Annotated in this window: 10 protein-coding genes, 1 rRNA gene and 3 pseudogenes; 5 read left to right on the forward strand and 9 right to left on the reverse strand. The window is 40.8% G+C overall.

Going from position 1 to position 14,632, the window contains the following annotated elements:
- Positions 1 to 6: 6 nt before the first annotated feature.
- The 4 genes from B9T30_RS13560 to ilvD (B9T30_RS13575) form a co-directional block, all read right to left on the reverse strand.
- Complete coding sequence (locus B9T30_RS13560) at positions 7 to 294, reverse strand: chorismate mutase (protein ID WP_086166464.1); 288 nt, start codon at positions 292 to 294, stop codon at positions 7 to 9.
- Positions 275 to 1,585 (reverse strand): hypothetical protein, encoded by a 1,311-nt coding sequence (locus B9T30_RS13565; protein ID WP_086185469.1) that lies wholly within the window; start codon positions 1,583 to 1,585, stop codon positions 275 to 277. Before B9T30_RS13565 ends, B9T30_RS13560 begins: the two co-directional genes overlap by 20 nt.
- 70 nt (positions 1,586 to 1,655) lie before the next feature.
- Positions 1,656 to 3,341, reverse strand: coding sequence for a dihydroxy-acid dehydratase (gene ilvD, locus B9T30_RS13570; RefSeq protein ID WP_086185470.1), 1,686 nt, complete (start codon positions 3,339 to 3,341; stop codon positions 1,656 to 1,658).
- Positions 3,342 to 3,969: 628 nt separating this feature from the next.
- A complete protein-coding gene (gene ilvD / locus B9T30_RS13575) occupies positions 3,970 to 5,799 on the reverse strand; it encodes a dihydroxy-acid dehydratase (protein ID WP_086185471.1) in 1,830 nt (609 codons plus the stop codon).
- 447 nt (positions 5,800 to 6,246) lie between these two features.
- Here ilvD (B9T30_RS13575) and fmt point away from each other — a divergent pair, with 447 nt between their 5' ends.
- Both fmt and rsmB read left to right on the forward strand, forming a co-directional pair.
- Positions 6,247 to 7,206, forward strand: a complete 960-nt coding sequence (gene fmt, locus B9T30_RS13580; RefSeq protein ID WP_086185472.1) for a methionyl-tRNA formyltransferase — start codon at positions 6,247 to 6,249, stop codon at positions 7,204 to 7,206.
- A complete protein-coding gene (gene rsmB, locus B9T30_RS13585; RefSeq protein WP_086185473.1) occupies positions 7,206 to 8,513 on the forward strand; it encodes a 16S rRNA (cytosine(967)-C(5))-methyltransferase RsmB in 1,308 nt (435 codons plus the stop codon). The genes fmt and rsmB overlap by 1 nt, the downstream gene beginning before the upstream one ends.
- 510 nt (positions 8,514 to 9,023) lie before the next feature.
- On the opposite strand, the gene zupT is transcribed toward rsmB, so the two are convergent.
- From zupT to B9T30_RS13600, 3 genes are all read right to left on the reverse strand, one after another.
- Positions 9,024 to 9,833: a zinc transporter ZupT gene (gene zupT / locus B9T30_RS13590; RefSeq protein WP_086185474.1), complete on the reverse strand. Its 810-nt coding sequence runs from the start codon at positions 9,831 to 9,833 to the stop codon at positions 9,024 to 9,026.
- A gap of 94 nt (positions 9,834 to 9,927) precedes the next feature.
- Positions 9,928 to 10,071, reverse strand: coding sequence for a methionine/alanine import family NSS transporter small subunit (locus B9T30_RS13595; protein WP_004649714.1), 144 nt, complete (start codon positions 10,069 to 10,071; stop codon positions 9,928 to 9,930).
- Positions 10,072 to 10,081: 10 nt separating this feature from the next.
- Complete coding sequence (locus tag B9T30_RS13600; RefSeq protein WP_086185475.1) at positions 10,082 to 11,560, reverse strand: sodium-dependent transporter; 1,479 nt, start codon at positions 11,558 to 11,560, stop codon at positions 10,082 to 10,084.
- A gap of 529 nt (positions 11,561 to 12,089) precedes the next feature.
- On the opposite strand from B9T30_RS13600, the gene B9T30_RS13605 reads away from it, so the two are divergent.
- Entirely contained in the window at positions 12,090 to 12,782 is a 693-nt protein-coding gene (locus tag B9T30_RS13605; RefSeq protein ID WP_086185476.1) for a TIGR04219 family outer membrane beta-barrel protein, read from the forward strand.
- 492 nt (positions 12,783 to 13,274) lie between these two features.
- Here B9T30_RS13605 and B9T30_RS16865 read toward each other — a convergent pair.
- Positions 13,275 to 13,390, reverse strand: a pseudogene (locus B9T30_RS16865) (IS3 family transposase); the annotation flags it as partial.
- A 403-nt stretch (positions 13,391 to 13,793) separates the two neighbouring features.
- On the opposite strand from B9T30_RS16865, the pseudogene B9T30_RS16870 reads away from it, so the two are divergent.
- Both B9T30_RS16870 and B9T30_RS13615 read left to right on the forward strand, forming a co-directional pair.
- Positions 13,794 to 13,934: pseudogene (locus B9T30_RS16870) on the forward strand (transposase); the annotation flags it as partial.
- 196 nt (positions 13,935 to 14,130) lie between these two features.
- Positions 14,131 to 14,355, forward strand: a pseudogene (locus B9T30_RS13615) (roadblock/LC7 domain-containing protein); the annotation flags it as partial.
- A gap of 112 nt (positions 14,356 to 14,467) precedes the next feature.
- Here the strand turns inward: B9T30_RS13615 and rrf are convergent.
- A 5S ribosomal RNA gene (gene rrf / locus B9T30_RS13620) occupies positions 14,468 to 14,582 on the reverse strand.
- Positions 14,583 to 14,632 lie beyond the last annotated feature (50 nt).

The raw sequence follows: 14,632 nt of genomic DNA on the forward strand, positions 1-14,632 counted from the left end.
ATCCATTCAAGGGCGAATTTCTTTCAATTCCCTTTGAATAAAACGTTGGATCATTTCTCGATATAAGTGTTCAACCAAATCTGGATCTGTTCCCAATGCAATGGCTTGGGCACGGACCTTGTTAATCACTTGTTCGACGCGCTCTGGTGATTGCACATCCTGCACACTTTTCTTAAAACGGACGGCTTGATCCACATAAAATTGACGCGTGGCAATGATTTCAATCAGTGCTGTATCAAGGACATCAATCTTTTCACGCGCTTGTTCTAAAGACTCACATTTTTCTTTCTTCATCGTTGCTATCATCATTTTCACTTTTATATTGGTCTTCTAAAACATTACTAAAAATACTTTCAATCATCCAGACCCGATACAAACTATTAAAGACATAGCTTTGACCATTAATACGAAGTTCAAGTACTGGAAAATCAGGCTGTGATTTCATTTCACAGAGTATGTCATTTTCTTTAAGTTTGGCAGTAATATCTTCAGGGGTTAACTGATTAATGTCTAAATCACGCTTGAGCTGCTCAAAATGGGCTTTGAACGACATGTCCTGCCCTTTGGTCCATACCGCTTGTAAAATGCGATACATTGCCTCAACACGTTGCTCTTCAGGAACACTATAAAACAACTGTGCCATCGCACAGGTTGCAGACTGGGTCGGACGGCAAAATGGGGTAAAGGTTACTTCTGTACGTTTTGAAAGACGCGTCGCCAGACTCCAATCAAATAAGTCACGTCCATGATAAGAAAGCGGATAAACATTCAGTTGAATATTATAATAATTGGCCAATTCTTCTTTAATATAAGCCAACAATAGCCATGAAATCGGATCTTCAAGTGCAATATATAAATCCAATTCAGGATCTAAGGCTTGAATTTCATTGAGTTCCTCAGCATCACTAATCAGGTGCTCACGCCAATCAATATGGTTGATTAGGAAAATGGGGTTTCCCGTTAATTGTTTTTGCTGTTTTAAACGGCGTACCAAGCGCAGTAAATCATCGACTGCATGATATTTACGATCACTCAATTCAAAATAACTGGCCAGTACAGCATCATCGTTAAAAATACGTTCTGGAAAATCTTGCACTGGATGATGTCGACTGGCCATCGCATATAAAGTGCGTAATTTTCCATACTGCTTTTGCCACAGCATATGAAAGACATCTTCAAGTAAATACAGGAAATCTTGTCCACGTAATGGCGTGTTGCGAAGGATGGTTTCTGCTTGTTGGATTGCTTCAGCGGGCGGTTGTTCGGGAGTCTCATGGAAACTAAAACGGTGCTGTTTAGACAAAATTTGTGCATCGTTTAAGCAGTAGTTTTGCCACTCCACCTGTGACATATCATTCGGAGGTTCTGCCTTTTGGCTAGAAATGATCACTTTTAAAGGTTTGAGTTCATCACTCAAAATTTCCTCAAGCTCAGGTAACTGCTGTACAGCCAAATAGCTATACACATCATCTAAACGTAAGTGAATACTTAAACCGTGTTCCGTAGATAATACCACTTGACGCATCGGTTTTTGGTAAAACCAGCGCGATCGAAGTGGATCAAACCAACGGCGTAACAGTGACATGAGATAAACCTCGAAAAAAAACCCTTGTAGTGCTACAAGGGTTTATAACAATTTGTTAGAGAATGATCAATTATACATCTAAATTTAGATCCGTAACTGCCCCTTTTTCCGCCCCTGTGGTCAACTTAGCAAACTTGGCTAAAGCACCATAGGTATAATTAGGTTTTGGTTTCACCCAAACGGCTTTACGCGCTGCCATTTCCGCATCAGAAATATGCAAGGTCATTTCACGGGTTTCGGCATTAATCGAAATTTTGTCACCATTTTTGACCAAGCCAATCGGCCCACCTTCATAGGCTTCAGGGGTGACATGACCAATCACAAAACCGTGACTGCCGCCAGAGAAACGACCATCGGTCAGCAATGCCACAGATTTGCCTAATCCTTTACCAATAATCGCCGAAGTCGGTTTCAGCATCTCAGGCATTCCCGGCCCACCTTTAGGCCCTTCACCACGAATGACCACCACTTCGCCTTCTTGTACTTCACCCTCTAAAATGCCACGCATGGCACCAATTTCACCTTCAAATACCCGTGCTGGGCCTTCGAAATATAAACCTTCTTTGCCGGTAATTTTGGCCACTGCACCTGTTGGTGATAGGTTGCCTTTTAACACCACAAGGTGCGAGTCTTTTTTAATCGGAGCATCAAAGGGTAAAATAATTTGCTGACCTGCTGGATAATCTTCCACATCGGCCAAGTTCTCCGCCAAAGTTTTTCCCGTCACGGTTAAGCATGAGCCATCTAGCATCCCTGCATCTAACATACGCTTCATTAACGGTTGAATACCACCAATGGCAATCAGTTCAGACATCAGATATTTGCCCGATGGGCGAACATCCGCTACGACTGGAATATCTTGACCAATGCGAACAAAATCATCCAATGTTAGTTCAACGCCTGCGGTATGTGCCATCGCGAGCATATGCAGCACGCCATTGGTCGAACCACCCAGTGCAATCAGCACTTTAATCGAGTTCTCAAATGCCGCTTTGGTCATAATGTCGCGTGGCTTGATATCTAAACGTAACAGGTTCATGACCGCTTCGCCCGCGCGGATACAGTCGATTTTTTTCTCATCTGAAACGGCTTCTTGCGCAGATGAACCCGGTAAGCTCATCCCCAGTGCTTCAATGGCAGAGGCCATTGAGTTCGCGGTATACATCCCACCACACGAACCCGGCCCCGGCAATGCCACTTCTTCAATGTGCTTGACTTGAATGGCGCTGATTTCACCTTTGGCATGTTGTCCCACTGCTTCAAACACAGAAATCATGTCGGTATGACCTGCGCCCGGTTTAATGGTTCCGCCATAAATAAACAGACCCGGACGGTTTAAACGTGCCAAGCCCATAATGCAGCCCGGCATGTTTTTGTCACAACCACCAATGGCAATCACCCCATCATAGGCCTGACAGCCCACTACAGCTTCAATCGAATCGGCAATAATTTCACGAGAAACCAACGAGTATTTCATGCCTTCTGTGCCATTAGAAATCCCGTCAGAAATGGTAATAGTATTAAAGATAATACCCTTCCCACCTGCTGCATTCACGCCCTTTTCAGTTTCACGTGCCAAACCATCAATGTGCATATTACAAGGGGTCACATTGGCCCAAGTCGAGGCAATGCCAATAAATGCACGCTCAAAATCAGCATCTTTAAAACCAGTAGCACGCATCATGGAACGTGCTGGGGCATTTTCTATGCCTTCATAAACAAGGGCTGAATGTTCGCGGATATTGTCTTTACTCATGAAGCGCTCCGTGGCTTAGACTCATTCTGATTTAAATGAAGTCATAGCGAATTATTATTCTTTTGATTGTATAGAAAGCAGCTGGTATGTAAACGTCTAACGCTGCTTAAGCAAATTTATCTTTTAAAGCCGTTGCACTGAAATTTAATCACATGACCAAGCGACATGGATGTCGCTGTTGCCCTATGCAGCAAGGATGTCATATCAGTGCCATCTTAAAAATGCAAAGCAAAATGTGACCGTGCTATTTTCAATAATCAATAAAAAAGTACCCCCAGTGGAGTAATGCCAGTCAGTTAAAAAATTGACTGTTTTTTATTTTTAAAATTCCTAATGTTATTCGATACGCGGAAACGTCATCCGCAACTGTTCGAGGCAAAACTATTTTAAAAAGTAAAGTTTCTGCGATTTATTAATCAATAGAAGGTATTTGGCGAGTTTTGCGGATGATAAATGCCTTTGATTACTTTGGGCTTATCCAAAGTAATAGATGAGCTCCAAGTATTTGATTTACAAATATAAGACTCCGTCATGAACAACTAAAAAGCTAAGGACTTTATTTCTAAAATCCTTAGCTGACTGGCATCCTCCCATTTGGAGTGCTTTTTTCAATCGGTAAAACTACACATTAGATGTCACGTACCGCGCCTTTCGAAGCACTGGTGGTGTGCATCGCATAGGCTTTCAATGCTTTAGACACTTTACGTGGACGCTGTTCAGTAGGCTGCCAACCTTTGGCTTCTTGTACTTCACGGCGCGCTGCCATGGTTGCTTCATCGACAGCTAAATGAATAGTTCGGTTTGGAATATCAATTTCAATACGGTCGCCATCTTCCACCAAACCAATTGCGCCACCTTCAGCCGCCTCAGGTGAAACGTGACCAATGGAAAGACCTGATGAACCACCAGAGAAACGACCATCGGTGAGTAAAGCACAGTCTTTACCCAAACCTTTCGATTTTAAGTAACTGGTTGGATAGAGCATCTCTTGCATACCTGGGCCACCACGTGGACCTTCGTAGCGAATCACCACCACATCACCCGCTTGAATACCACCACCCAAAATGCTTTCTACCGCAGCATCTTGGCTTTCAAAGACACGTGCTGTACCATTAAATTTAAGAATGGAATCATCAACACCCGCTGTTTTGACAATACAACCATCTAGTGCGATGTTACCGTAAAGCACAGCCAAGCCACCATCTTGCGAGAACGCATGTTCAGCATTACGAATCACACCTGTTTCACGGTTACCGTCTAAAGTTTGATAGTAACGGTTTTGTGAAAATGCGGTTTGCGTCGGTACACCACCCGGTGCTGAACGGAAGAACTCATACACATCTGCATCTTCAGTACGGATGATGTCCCATTTATCCAACGCATCTTTTAAAGTTTTTTCATGTACCGTCGGTACGGAAGTATCCAATAACCCTGCACGATCTAACTCGCCCAAAATTGACATGATTCCGCCAGCACGATGCACGTCTTCCATATGCACGTCTTGTTTTGCAGGTGCAACTTTACACAGCACAGGAACTTTGCGCGAAAGACGGTCGATGTCGGTCATGGTGAAATCGACTTCAGCTTCATGTGCCGCTGCCAATAAGTGTAAAACGGTATTGGTTGAACCACCCATCGAAACATCAAGGGTCATGGCATTTTCAAACGCTGCTTTGGTGGCAATTGAACGCGGTAAAATGCTGTAGTCGTCTTGTTCATAATGACGTTTTGCCAGTTCGACAATCAACTGACCTGCACGTTCGAATAATTTTTTACGGTTGGCGTGGGTTGCTAAAGTTGAACCATTACCTGGTAAAGACAAGCCTAAAGCTTCAGTCAAGCAGTTCATTGAGTTTGCAGTGAACATGCCTGAACATGAACCACAGGTTGGACATGCAGAGCGCTCATACTCAGCCACTTCTTCATCGCTAAAGCTGTCGTCTGCTGCCACAATCATGGCATCAACCAAATCGATGGCTTTTTCATTGCCACGGATTTTCACTTTACCCGCTTCCATTGGCCCGCCAGAGACAAAGACCACTGGAATATTAAGACGCATGGCGGTCATCAACATGCCCGGAGTGATTTTGTCACAGTTGGAAATACAGACCATCGCATCGGCACAATGGGCATTGACCATGTATTCAACCGAGTCAGCAATCAAATCACGTGATGGCAATGAATACAGCATGCCGTCATGTCCCATGGCAATACCATCATCCACGGCAATGGTGTTGAACTCTTTGGCTACACCGCCTGAAGCTTCAATTTGTCTTGCAACCAGTTGACCTAAATCTTTCAGATGCACATGACCCGGAACAAACTGTGTAAATGAGTTGACCACCGCAATAATCGGTTTGCCAAAATCTTCATCTTTCATGCCTGTCGCGCGCCATAGGCCACGTGCGCCAGCCATATTTCTTCCGTGTGTCGATGTTTTTGAACGATAGTCAGGCATTGTGTATTTCCAACAAAGTTTGTGCTCGAGCTGAATTCTACGATTCACTCTGGCTGAATGATACTGATATATAACGTGAAATCAGTCGAAATATAGCGTTATCTTACTACAGCTTGCTGTTGAGCAATGTTCTATAGAAATGATATTTTATGAGAGAAATCTAGGGTTATTTCGACGATTCATATAAAAAAATAGCTACTGAGCATTAATATAACGCTATACAATTAAATTAAATACAAAACTTTCATGAATAATATTTAAATTTTATATAAATTAAATTTATTAATAAAAATTAAATCCAGAAAAAAATTACAGAGTTCCGTACTGATTCATTTCAGGTTTTTAAAGTGCAACAACGCGTTTTACAGCTATTTTTGATTATGATCAAGATATGCATTTTCAGTTTGCTATAATAAGAAAACATCTTACGAATTGAGCCAAATAAAGTTGAAAATCATCTTTGCGGGTACTCCTGAATTTGCAGCGGTCGCTTTAGACGCACTCATCAAAACAGAACATGAAATTGTCGCTGTTTATACCCAACCTGACCGCAAAGCAGGTCGTGGGCAAAAATTGACGGCTTCAGCTGTCAAACAATTGGCTTTAGCACACAACATTCCAGTTTATCAGCCCCTGCATTTCAAATCTTCCACCGAAGAAGGCTTAGCTGCGCAAGCTGAACTTGCAGCCTTAGCTGCCGATATTATGGTGGTGGCAGCATATGGCTTAATCTTGCCACAGGTGGTTTTAGACACCCCAAAATATGGCTGTCTCAATATTCATGGTTCACTGCTTCCACGCTGGCGTGGTGCAGCACCGATTCAACGTGCCATTGCTACAGGTGATCGCGAAACGGGTGTGACCATTATGAAAATGGCCGCTGGACTCGACACAGGCGATATGATGTATAAAACCCTGTGTCCCATTGAAGCCACCGATACTTCTGCAAGCCTACATGACAAGTTAGCCATTCAAGGCGCGACGGCAATTGTGGCCGTTTTAGCGTCTGAAAAAATACTTCAACATTATTTAGCAACCCGTGAAGTGCAAGACGAAGCACTCACCGTCTATGCCCATAAATTATCCAAAGCTGAAGCGCACATTGATTGGTCAATTGATGCGGTACAAGTGGATCGCAATATTCGTGCTTTTAATCCTTGGCCCGTCGCATTTATTGTATTGGATGAGCAAAACAACTTAAGAGTCTGGAATTCGGCCTTATCGCATGAAACTGCGGAAAATGCCCAAGTCGGTGAAATCATTGCTATTGATAAACACGGTGTACATGTTGCCTGTGCAAATCATACAGTCATCATGCTAACTGCTTTACAATGGCCCGGTGGCAAACCGCTGAATGCCGTACAAATTTTACAAACCCAAAAACTGAATATTGGACAAATTTTATAATGAGACAATCTCCCCACGCCTCTGGTAAGACTTTAAACTTACGTGCTCAGGTTGTTAAAACGTTATTGGCTGTCCAAAATGGTCAATCACTCGCTTCAGTTCTGAATCAACATATCAATATTGTTTCTGGCAAAGACCGTGCGCTGTACCATGAATTGGTTTTAGGTTGCTTACGCCAATGGCATTCATTGAAACAATTGACCTTACCATTACTGGCCAAACCTTTAGAAAACCAAGTGGTAGAAACTTGTCTTTATCTTGGTTTATACCAATTGCTGTGCACCCGCGTTGCAGCCCATGCTGCTATTTCAGAAACTGTGGAAGCAACAAAACAATTGGGGATGGAAAGCTTAAGTGGTGTAGTGAATGCCATTTTACGTCGTGCAACACGTGAAACAGAACAGTTTTATGATGTCCTCGAACAAGCCCACGGTTTGCCAAGTTGGTTATTTAAACGCTTGAAGAAAGATTGGGGCGATGACTTCGAAGCTTTAAGTTATGAACTAAAGCAAGTTGCACCATTAACCTTACGCGTTAACACCTTGCAAGTTAGCCGTGACGAATATCTTGAAATTTTAGAAGATGAAGGCATTGAAGCCCATGCTTGTGAACTCTCCAATGTCGGTATAGTTTTGGATGAGGGTATTCATGTTCCGAGCCTTCCTGGTTTTGAGGCGGGTGGTTTTTCAGTACAAGATGAACATGCACAGCTCTGTGCACAATTATTGCCCGATCTAAATGGCAAATTCGTGATTGATGCCTGTGCAGCACCAGGTGGTAAAACAGCGCATATTTTAGAAAAATATCAGCCGAAAAAACTGATCGCGCTCGACCAAGATGAAAAACGCTTAAAACGTGTCTCTGAAAACTTAGAGCGTTTGGCTTTAAGCGAAAAGCATGTTGAAATTATCACTGCCGATGCTGTGCAATGGACATCGCCTGAACTTGCGGATTGTATCGTACTGGATGCACCATGTTCAGCAATTGGTGTGATCCGTCGCCATCCAGATATTCGTTTACTACGTCAGTCTGGTGACATTGCCAAAACGGTACAGCTACAAAAGCAAATTCTTGAAAATATGTGGCAACAACTCAAAGTTGGCGGCACATTGCTGTACATCACCTGCTCAATTTTAAAAGTCGAAAATGAACAGCAAATGGTCGACTTCTTTGCTCATCATACCGATGCTAAAGAAATTAAAATTGATGCCGATTGGGGTGTTGAACAGCTTCATGGTCGTCAATTATTACCACAAACAGGTCATGGCGATGGCTTCTTCTATTGCCGTATCCAAAAAACGGCATAAGCCTTAAAGATACTGTGCCATTCTGAAATAGAGTAGCCGTATGTGCATGAAAACTGAGTTAAGTCATTAACTCGGTTTTTTGTTTTTTATAGCTTTTGGCTGATCTTAATGAAGGTGGACACTAAAGTTTCAATTGATTATCTGATGTTACGCAGCGGCTTAAATCTGCCAAATTAAATTATAGAAAAAATTAATTTCACGGATGGGTGGCATGGATGCCACCTGTTGGGCTGGCGTACAGGGATGTTCGCTCAGACCAACAAAGGGTTTGGTTACTTTGCCCTGTCAAAGTAACGAAATGCCTACGCAAAGGTCTTTTAAACTTTGCAATATATCTAAGGCAGTGCGCATGGCATAACATCAACTCAGTCATCTGTATATCAAGCTAATCAATCTTTATTCATGACTGGAATTATCAGGCTTTTTTAAATGACTGCGTAACATCAGTGAGTATCTAAAAATTAGAAATACCTGACGGATGCTTGAAAAAGAATTGATCTGAGCAACGGATTAACTGACAAATTTAAACAGTACCAAACTAATGGCCAAAGATGCCATGCCAATCACCAGACCATAAACAGTTTCATGACCTTTGGCATAACGTTTTGCTGTAGGCAATAATTCATCCAATGCTAAGAACACCATCACCCCACCAATCACGCCAAATACCGCACCATAAACACTAAAACTCATAAAAGGTGCCAAAATAAAGTAGCCCAGTGCTGCACCCAAAGGTTCAGCTAAAGCAGAAACAAAACTCGCAGCTAAAGCTAAATCTTTACGTCCTGTTGCCATATAGACAGGTAGAGCAATGGCAACACCTTCAGGAATATTATGAATAGCAATGGCAACGGCTAAGGGGGCACCTAAGGTTGGACTTTCTAAAGTGGCAAAAAATGTAGCCAAACCTTCAGGTAAATTATGTGCAGTAATGGCAAATAAGGTCAGTAAGGCCGTGCGCATTAATTGTTGTTGTTCTAAAGCTACAGTATTGTTTTGTTCAATGGTTTGGTGTGGATTTGGAATAAAACGATCCAATAACAAAACTAAAATCACGCCCAATAAAAAGGCAAAAGTACCAAAAGCAAAACCCCATTTCGGCTCAAAAGCTTGGCTAAAAGAAGCAATCGATTTATTTAAAATTTCAGTCAGTGAAACATAGACCATTGCCCCCGCAGAAAAGGCCAAACCAAAAGATAAAAAGCGATAGCTCGGTTGCTTAAAAAATAAAACCAATGCACCACCCAGCACGGTGGCTAATCCAGCAAGAAAAGTCACGGCAAATGCGATCAAAACTTGATGAGGCAAAATGGTGTGCATCGCCATGCTCCATTTTAGAAACAAGAAAGTCATTATCATAAATGATAATGACTTTCATTTGCATATTTTATCAATATGGACTGAATTATTTTACTTAGAGCGTATGCTGATCTTTGACATCTTCAAGAACATCATCAAGTTCCTCAGGGTTTTTCATCAAGTGAAGAATGGACAAAGCCAAGCCGCCCCACAAAAACACCATTGAAATAATCATCATTACGATTGCTGAAGTATTCATCTTTGCGCTCCTAGCGGTCTTTGACACGAGTCAAAATAAAGGCAATCACTGCACAGAAAATCACACAGCCCCATCCAAATAACCACTGTAGACTTAAACTATAATCTCCATAGCCTTTTAACAGCAAGTTATAAATGGTCATGCCTAAAGTAACTAACAAAATCAAAGAGGTAATCACAGTGAGAGTGAAATCCCAACCTTTGCCTAATTGTACAGTTGAAATGGCATTGACATGATTTCTGATCTCAAGCAGTGCTGAACGCTTGAACCACGCCACACAGATAATCGACAATAATGCACCGCCAATGATGCCAATGTTATTGATGAAATGATCAATAATATCGACCAATTTGATCGAGTTCACACTTGAGAATAGTACGATTGAAACCAACGCACTGCCACCACCGATAATCGAAACTGCTTTTTTACGACTCCATTTTAGCTTATCCATCATAGCTGAAATTGGAACTTCCAAAATACTCACCATTGATGAAATACCCGCAACAAATAATGAGGTAAAGAATAAGATTCCGAATAAATCTGCGCCTGCACCTAAGCTAGAAATGATTTTAGGGAAGGCAATAAAGGCCAGCCCAATACCACCACTGACCACATCTTGTACATTGCTATTTGCAGCATGCGCCATAAAACCAAGCGCTGCAAAAATACCAATACCAGCTAAAATTTCAGTTGAAGCATTGGCAAAGCCAACGATTAAACCTGAACCAGTTAAATTGGTCTTTGGCTTTAAATAAGATGCATAGGTCACCATGATCCCGAAGCCCACTGAAAGCGAGAAGAAGGTATGACCATAAGCTGCCAACCAAACTTTATAGTCCATCATTGCAGACCAGTTTGGGGTAAAGAAAGCATTTAAACCTTGTGCCGCACCCGGTAATCGAAGTGCTTGGATCACTAAAAGTACGAATAAAACAAATAACAATGGCATGCAAATCTTGTTGGACAGTTCAACGCCTTTTTTTACACCACCATATAAAATGATTAAAGTTAATGCCCAAATACCAGCCAAGGGCCAGAAAATATGGCTGACAAAACGCGGGTCAAAACCTGTGGCTTCTGAAGTCTGTAAATACGTTTTAAAGAAAAATGCTTCTGGGTCACTGCCCCACATTTGACCTATCGAGAAGTAGATATAACTACCGGCCCAAGTCAAAACGCTGGCGTAGTACAAACCAATAATGATACACACACAAACTTGCCACCATCCTAGCGTTTCGCCACCTTTAAAAATGGCACGATATGCTTTCGGAGGGGAGCGATTGCTTTTATGTCCAACTGCATAGTCTAGAAATAAAAGTGGTAAACCTGCAGTAATTAAAGCAATCAGATAAGGAATTAAAAATGCCCCACCGCCATTTTCATAAGCGACATATGGAAAGCGCCAAATATTACCTAAACCAACTGCGGATCCGATCGCTGCAATAATAAAGCCCGATCGTGACGTCCAGTTTTCACGAGTATCTGTCATAGAACACCTAAACTTAGGCACCTTTTAATGCTGCTTGTTATCTGGTTATCTCGCAAGCAAAAAAGTACCATTCAAAAATAATTTGTGTGTTTGACGTTAGAGGTCACCTTTTGAGCGTCTTGTTCTAAAATACAAACAGGCAAGCATTACAAAATCTTGCTTAAAGTCTTTTGCTTATTTTTGCCTTTCAATGTTTGAACAATACCGATTTTTTTTGCTTTTTTCTGTAGTTTTTACCGAAATTATTTAATTTTATAATCTATATATTATGAATTGATCAAAAAAGCGCTTTTTTCACCTGTCACGACTGACATATTGCACTTTTCACAACCAAAATCTAAATTTTTACAGCAGAGCATCCGACATAAACAAACGGCATATCATCAATCTCACGCAAGCCATTTAAAAAATAACAACAATGCAATTTGCTTTCATTCCCTATATGATTTGATCCGTTAAGCATTCACTGACGCTATTTAAATCACAATATTATTTTGCAAAAATAATCGACCTCATTTTCAGGATTTCCATGCAAGCACTCAAATTATCTTGTTTTGTACTCGGACTCAGTACATTTAATGCAGCACAAGCCGATGTAATTGCAGTCAAAGGCGGTATTGATTATTGGCACTATAATGCTGATTTACAGCAACCAACCTCTGTAGCAGCACAAGCAGAGCTTGAAGATGATCACAGCATGTCATTTTCCATTGCAGTAGAACATCCAGTGCCCTTTTTACCCAATATCAAAATTAAACATGTCGATCTACAAGCTGAAAGTGAGCAAAGTTTTGCTGGGCTAAAAAGCCATCAGATCGATCTCGATTATTCAGATTTCATTCTATATTATGAAATACTGGACAATATTATATCGGCCGATATTGGCTTTGGTGCTAAACGTCTAGAGGGTAATCTCCGTCAAAACGATACTCAGACTCAGGATATCAGCGACACTATACCAATGATCTATGCGCAAGCTGGTGCAAAACTACCATTTACAGGATTCAGTGCTGGAGCTGAAGTCAGTTTTTCTTCATTAGATCATGATAAAATTACCGATGCACAGGCTGAACTCAAATATAATTTTATAGACACTCTACTTGTGGATGTCGGCGCTAAAGTAGGTTATCGCATTTTAGATATTCAACTTGAAGAAGGTTCTAACCAAGAAGCCAAATTAAAATTTAAAGGTCCTTATTTGGGCATAGACCTACATTTCTAGCCTTATTGTAAGCCTAAGCTTACATAAAATATGGAAAATGACTGCTATTCAAGCAGCGTGATTTTCACTATATTTAACTTATACAGAAACAGGATGTTTCTAAAAAACAAAAATGATAAAAGTACAAAACAGCAGAATGCTGAGGTAGAACAAAAGTGATACCTTTAAACGAATACGAAAAAGCCTCGACAGGATGTCGGGGCTTTTTTCATGCAGGTTATAAATATCATTGGAAAATAAAAAATTCATCTGCAAATAAACAGTGAGTAAGCATTAAGATTCTAGACACGATCAAACATTTTTTAATGCACTCTCTCATAAGCTAATCGAAAATGTTGAGCATTGAAACTAGGTCTAAATCTCAAGTTATAAAATATTTCACTATATTAGCCTTAGCTTCCAAGCTTAATACATAAATTTTCGTCTTAAGTCTCTCTCATTTTAACAACTGAAAAAGCCCTTAACATTATCATGCTATGAGCAGCATACGATGCTCATACTGCTTACGATATTATGATGTTCAAAAAAGTCTGTCATTCATAACGAGTGTACTGACCGCCTTGGTCAGAATGAATCAATATTCTGTGCTTTGGATTTCTTCGCCAGATAAAAGCATCAATCAAGCATCTAGTACCAAACCCACTACAATACCCAAATATGGTCATTACCTTCATGAATACGGATATAAGTGATGCAATGCCTTGTCCACAGTAATTAAGATTAAGCTAAATAAACGATCGATCTAGAGTATTTACAGCAACGATGGAGAGCAGCCATAAGCTCTAGGCTTAGATAACCTAACCACATCAGGCACACGATAATCGTTCTCAATGACTTGCTTGTCTGCTTCAATTTTGAGTTCTTCAGGCTAGCGTTTACTGCTCATAAGCATCTGGTTAATTAGCCATTTTAGCTATAAGCAAACTATTAAAAACATAAAGTACTATTTTTATGAGTTATTCAGAATACTTTAGAAAGAAAGTATGAGCTAAGCTTGAGAAAGGTTATTCCATCCGAGTGGTCGCTTCACAATTTGAAATTGATAAAAACACGATTTTAAGTTGGAAAAAGTAAATTAAGATTAAATGAATCCGCCCACGTAGGCCTTCCAAAATTGATGATCAAGCCTTACAAGATGATGTCGAAAAGTATCGCCTTGCGTAACAATATTACTCATAGCAAAATTAGCGTGCTCAGCATTTTTCTTATGGTCAATTTTCTATAGGCGATGCATTAAGACATTTAGTGATTCTCTTGATCTTTTAAAGATCATACATCCCATCATTGATCTCGATGAAAGTGGATTTAAATCCCATGAGCATCAGCCTTATGGTTATGCTCAAAAAAGCACTCAATTCTTGCGATGGTTTCCGCTTTTATGCAGGAAATCCACTTAAATGGTTGCCAATCGATCACTCTAGATGCAGAAAATGGCAAGGCGATCTTAACCTCTGTTCCTTCTGCGAATCATCCTATGATTATTATTGCTTTAGCAGAGAAAGACATTCTTTTAGGGCAATTATTATACATGCTAAAGAATAGCAGTAATTTAATACAGCAAGAAGCTTCATAATAAAGGTGCTTGAGCTCTTGAGTATTTTTCATCATTCCTAATATTTAACTTTTATTTCACACATAAAAAAACACCCCCAACGTTTAGGTTGGGGGTGTTTTTAGGAATAATGAGCTGGCGATGACTTACTCTCACATGGGTAACCCCACACTACCATCAGCGCGAAGAGGTTTCACTTCTGAGTTCGGGAAGGGATCAGGTGGTTCACTCTTGCTATTGTCGCCAGCACAACTGTTTATGGATACTTGCTTGGGTCTTATTTATGCACTTTTCAGTG

The sequence above is a fragment of the Acinetobacter sp. ANC 4973 genome, assembly GCF_002135275.1.
GTDB lineage: Bacteria > Pseudomonadota > Gammaproteobacteria > Pseudomonadales > Moraxellaceae > Acinetobacter > Acinetobacter kyonggiensis.

Excerpts from the sequence above, each read along its gene's own strand:
- B9T30_RS13560 (WP_086166464.1), bottom strand. The coding sequence starts at position 294 with ATGAAGAAAGAAAAATGTGAGTCTTTAGAACAAGCGCGTGAAAAGATT.
- B9T30_RS13605 (WP_086185476.1), top strand. The coding sequence starts at position 12,090 with ATGCAAGCACTCAAATTATCTTGTTTTGTACTCGGACTCAGTACATTT.
- B9T30_RS13600 (WP_086185475.1), bottom strand. The coding sequence starts at position 11,560 with ATGACAGATACTCGTGAAAACTGGACGTCACGATCGGGCTTTATTATT.
- ilvD (WP_086185470.1), bottom strand. The coding sequence starts at position 3,341 with ATGAGTAAAGACAATATCCGCGAACATTCAGCCCTTGTTTATGAAGGC.
- rsmB (WP_086185473.1), top strand. The coding sequence starts at position 7,206 with ATGAGACAATCTCCCCACGCCTCTGGTAAGACTTTAAACTTACGTGCT.
- ilvD (WP_086185471.1), bottom strand. The coding sequence starts at position 5,799 with ATGCCTGACTATCGTTCAAAAACATCGACACACGGAAGAAATATGGCT.
- zupT (WP_086185474.1), bottom strand. The coding sequence starts at position 9,833 with ATGCACACCATTTTGCCTCATCAAGTTTTGATCGCATTTGCCGTGACT.
- B9T30_RS13595 (WP_004649714.1), bottom strand. The coding sequence starts at position 10,071 with ATGAATACTTCAGCAATCGTAATGATGATTATTTCAATGGTGTTTTTG.
- B9T30_RS13565 (WP_086185469.1), bottom strand. The coding sequence starts at position 1,585 with ATGTCACTGTTACGCCGTTGGTTTGATCCACTTCGATCGCGCTGGTTT.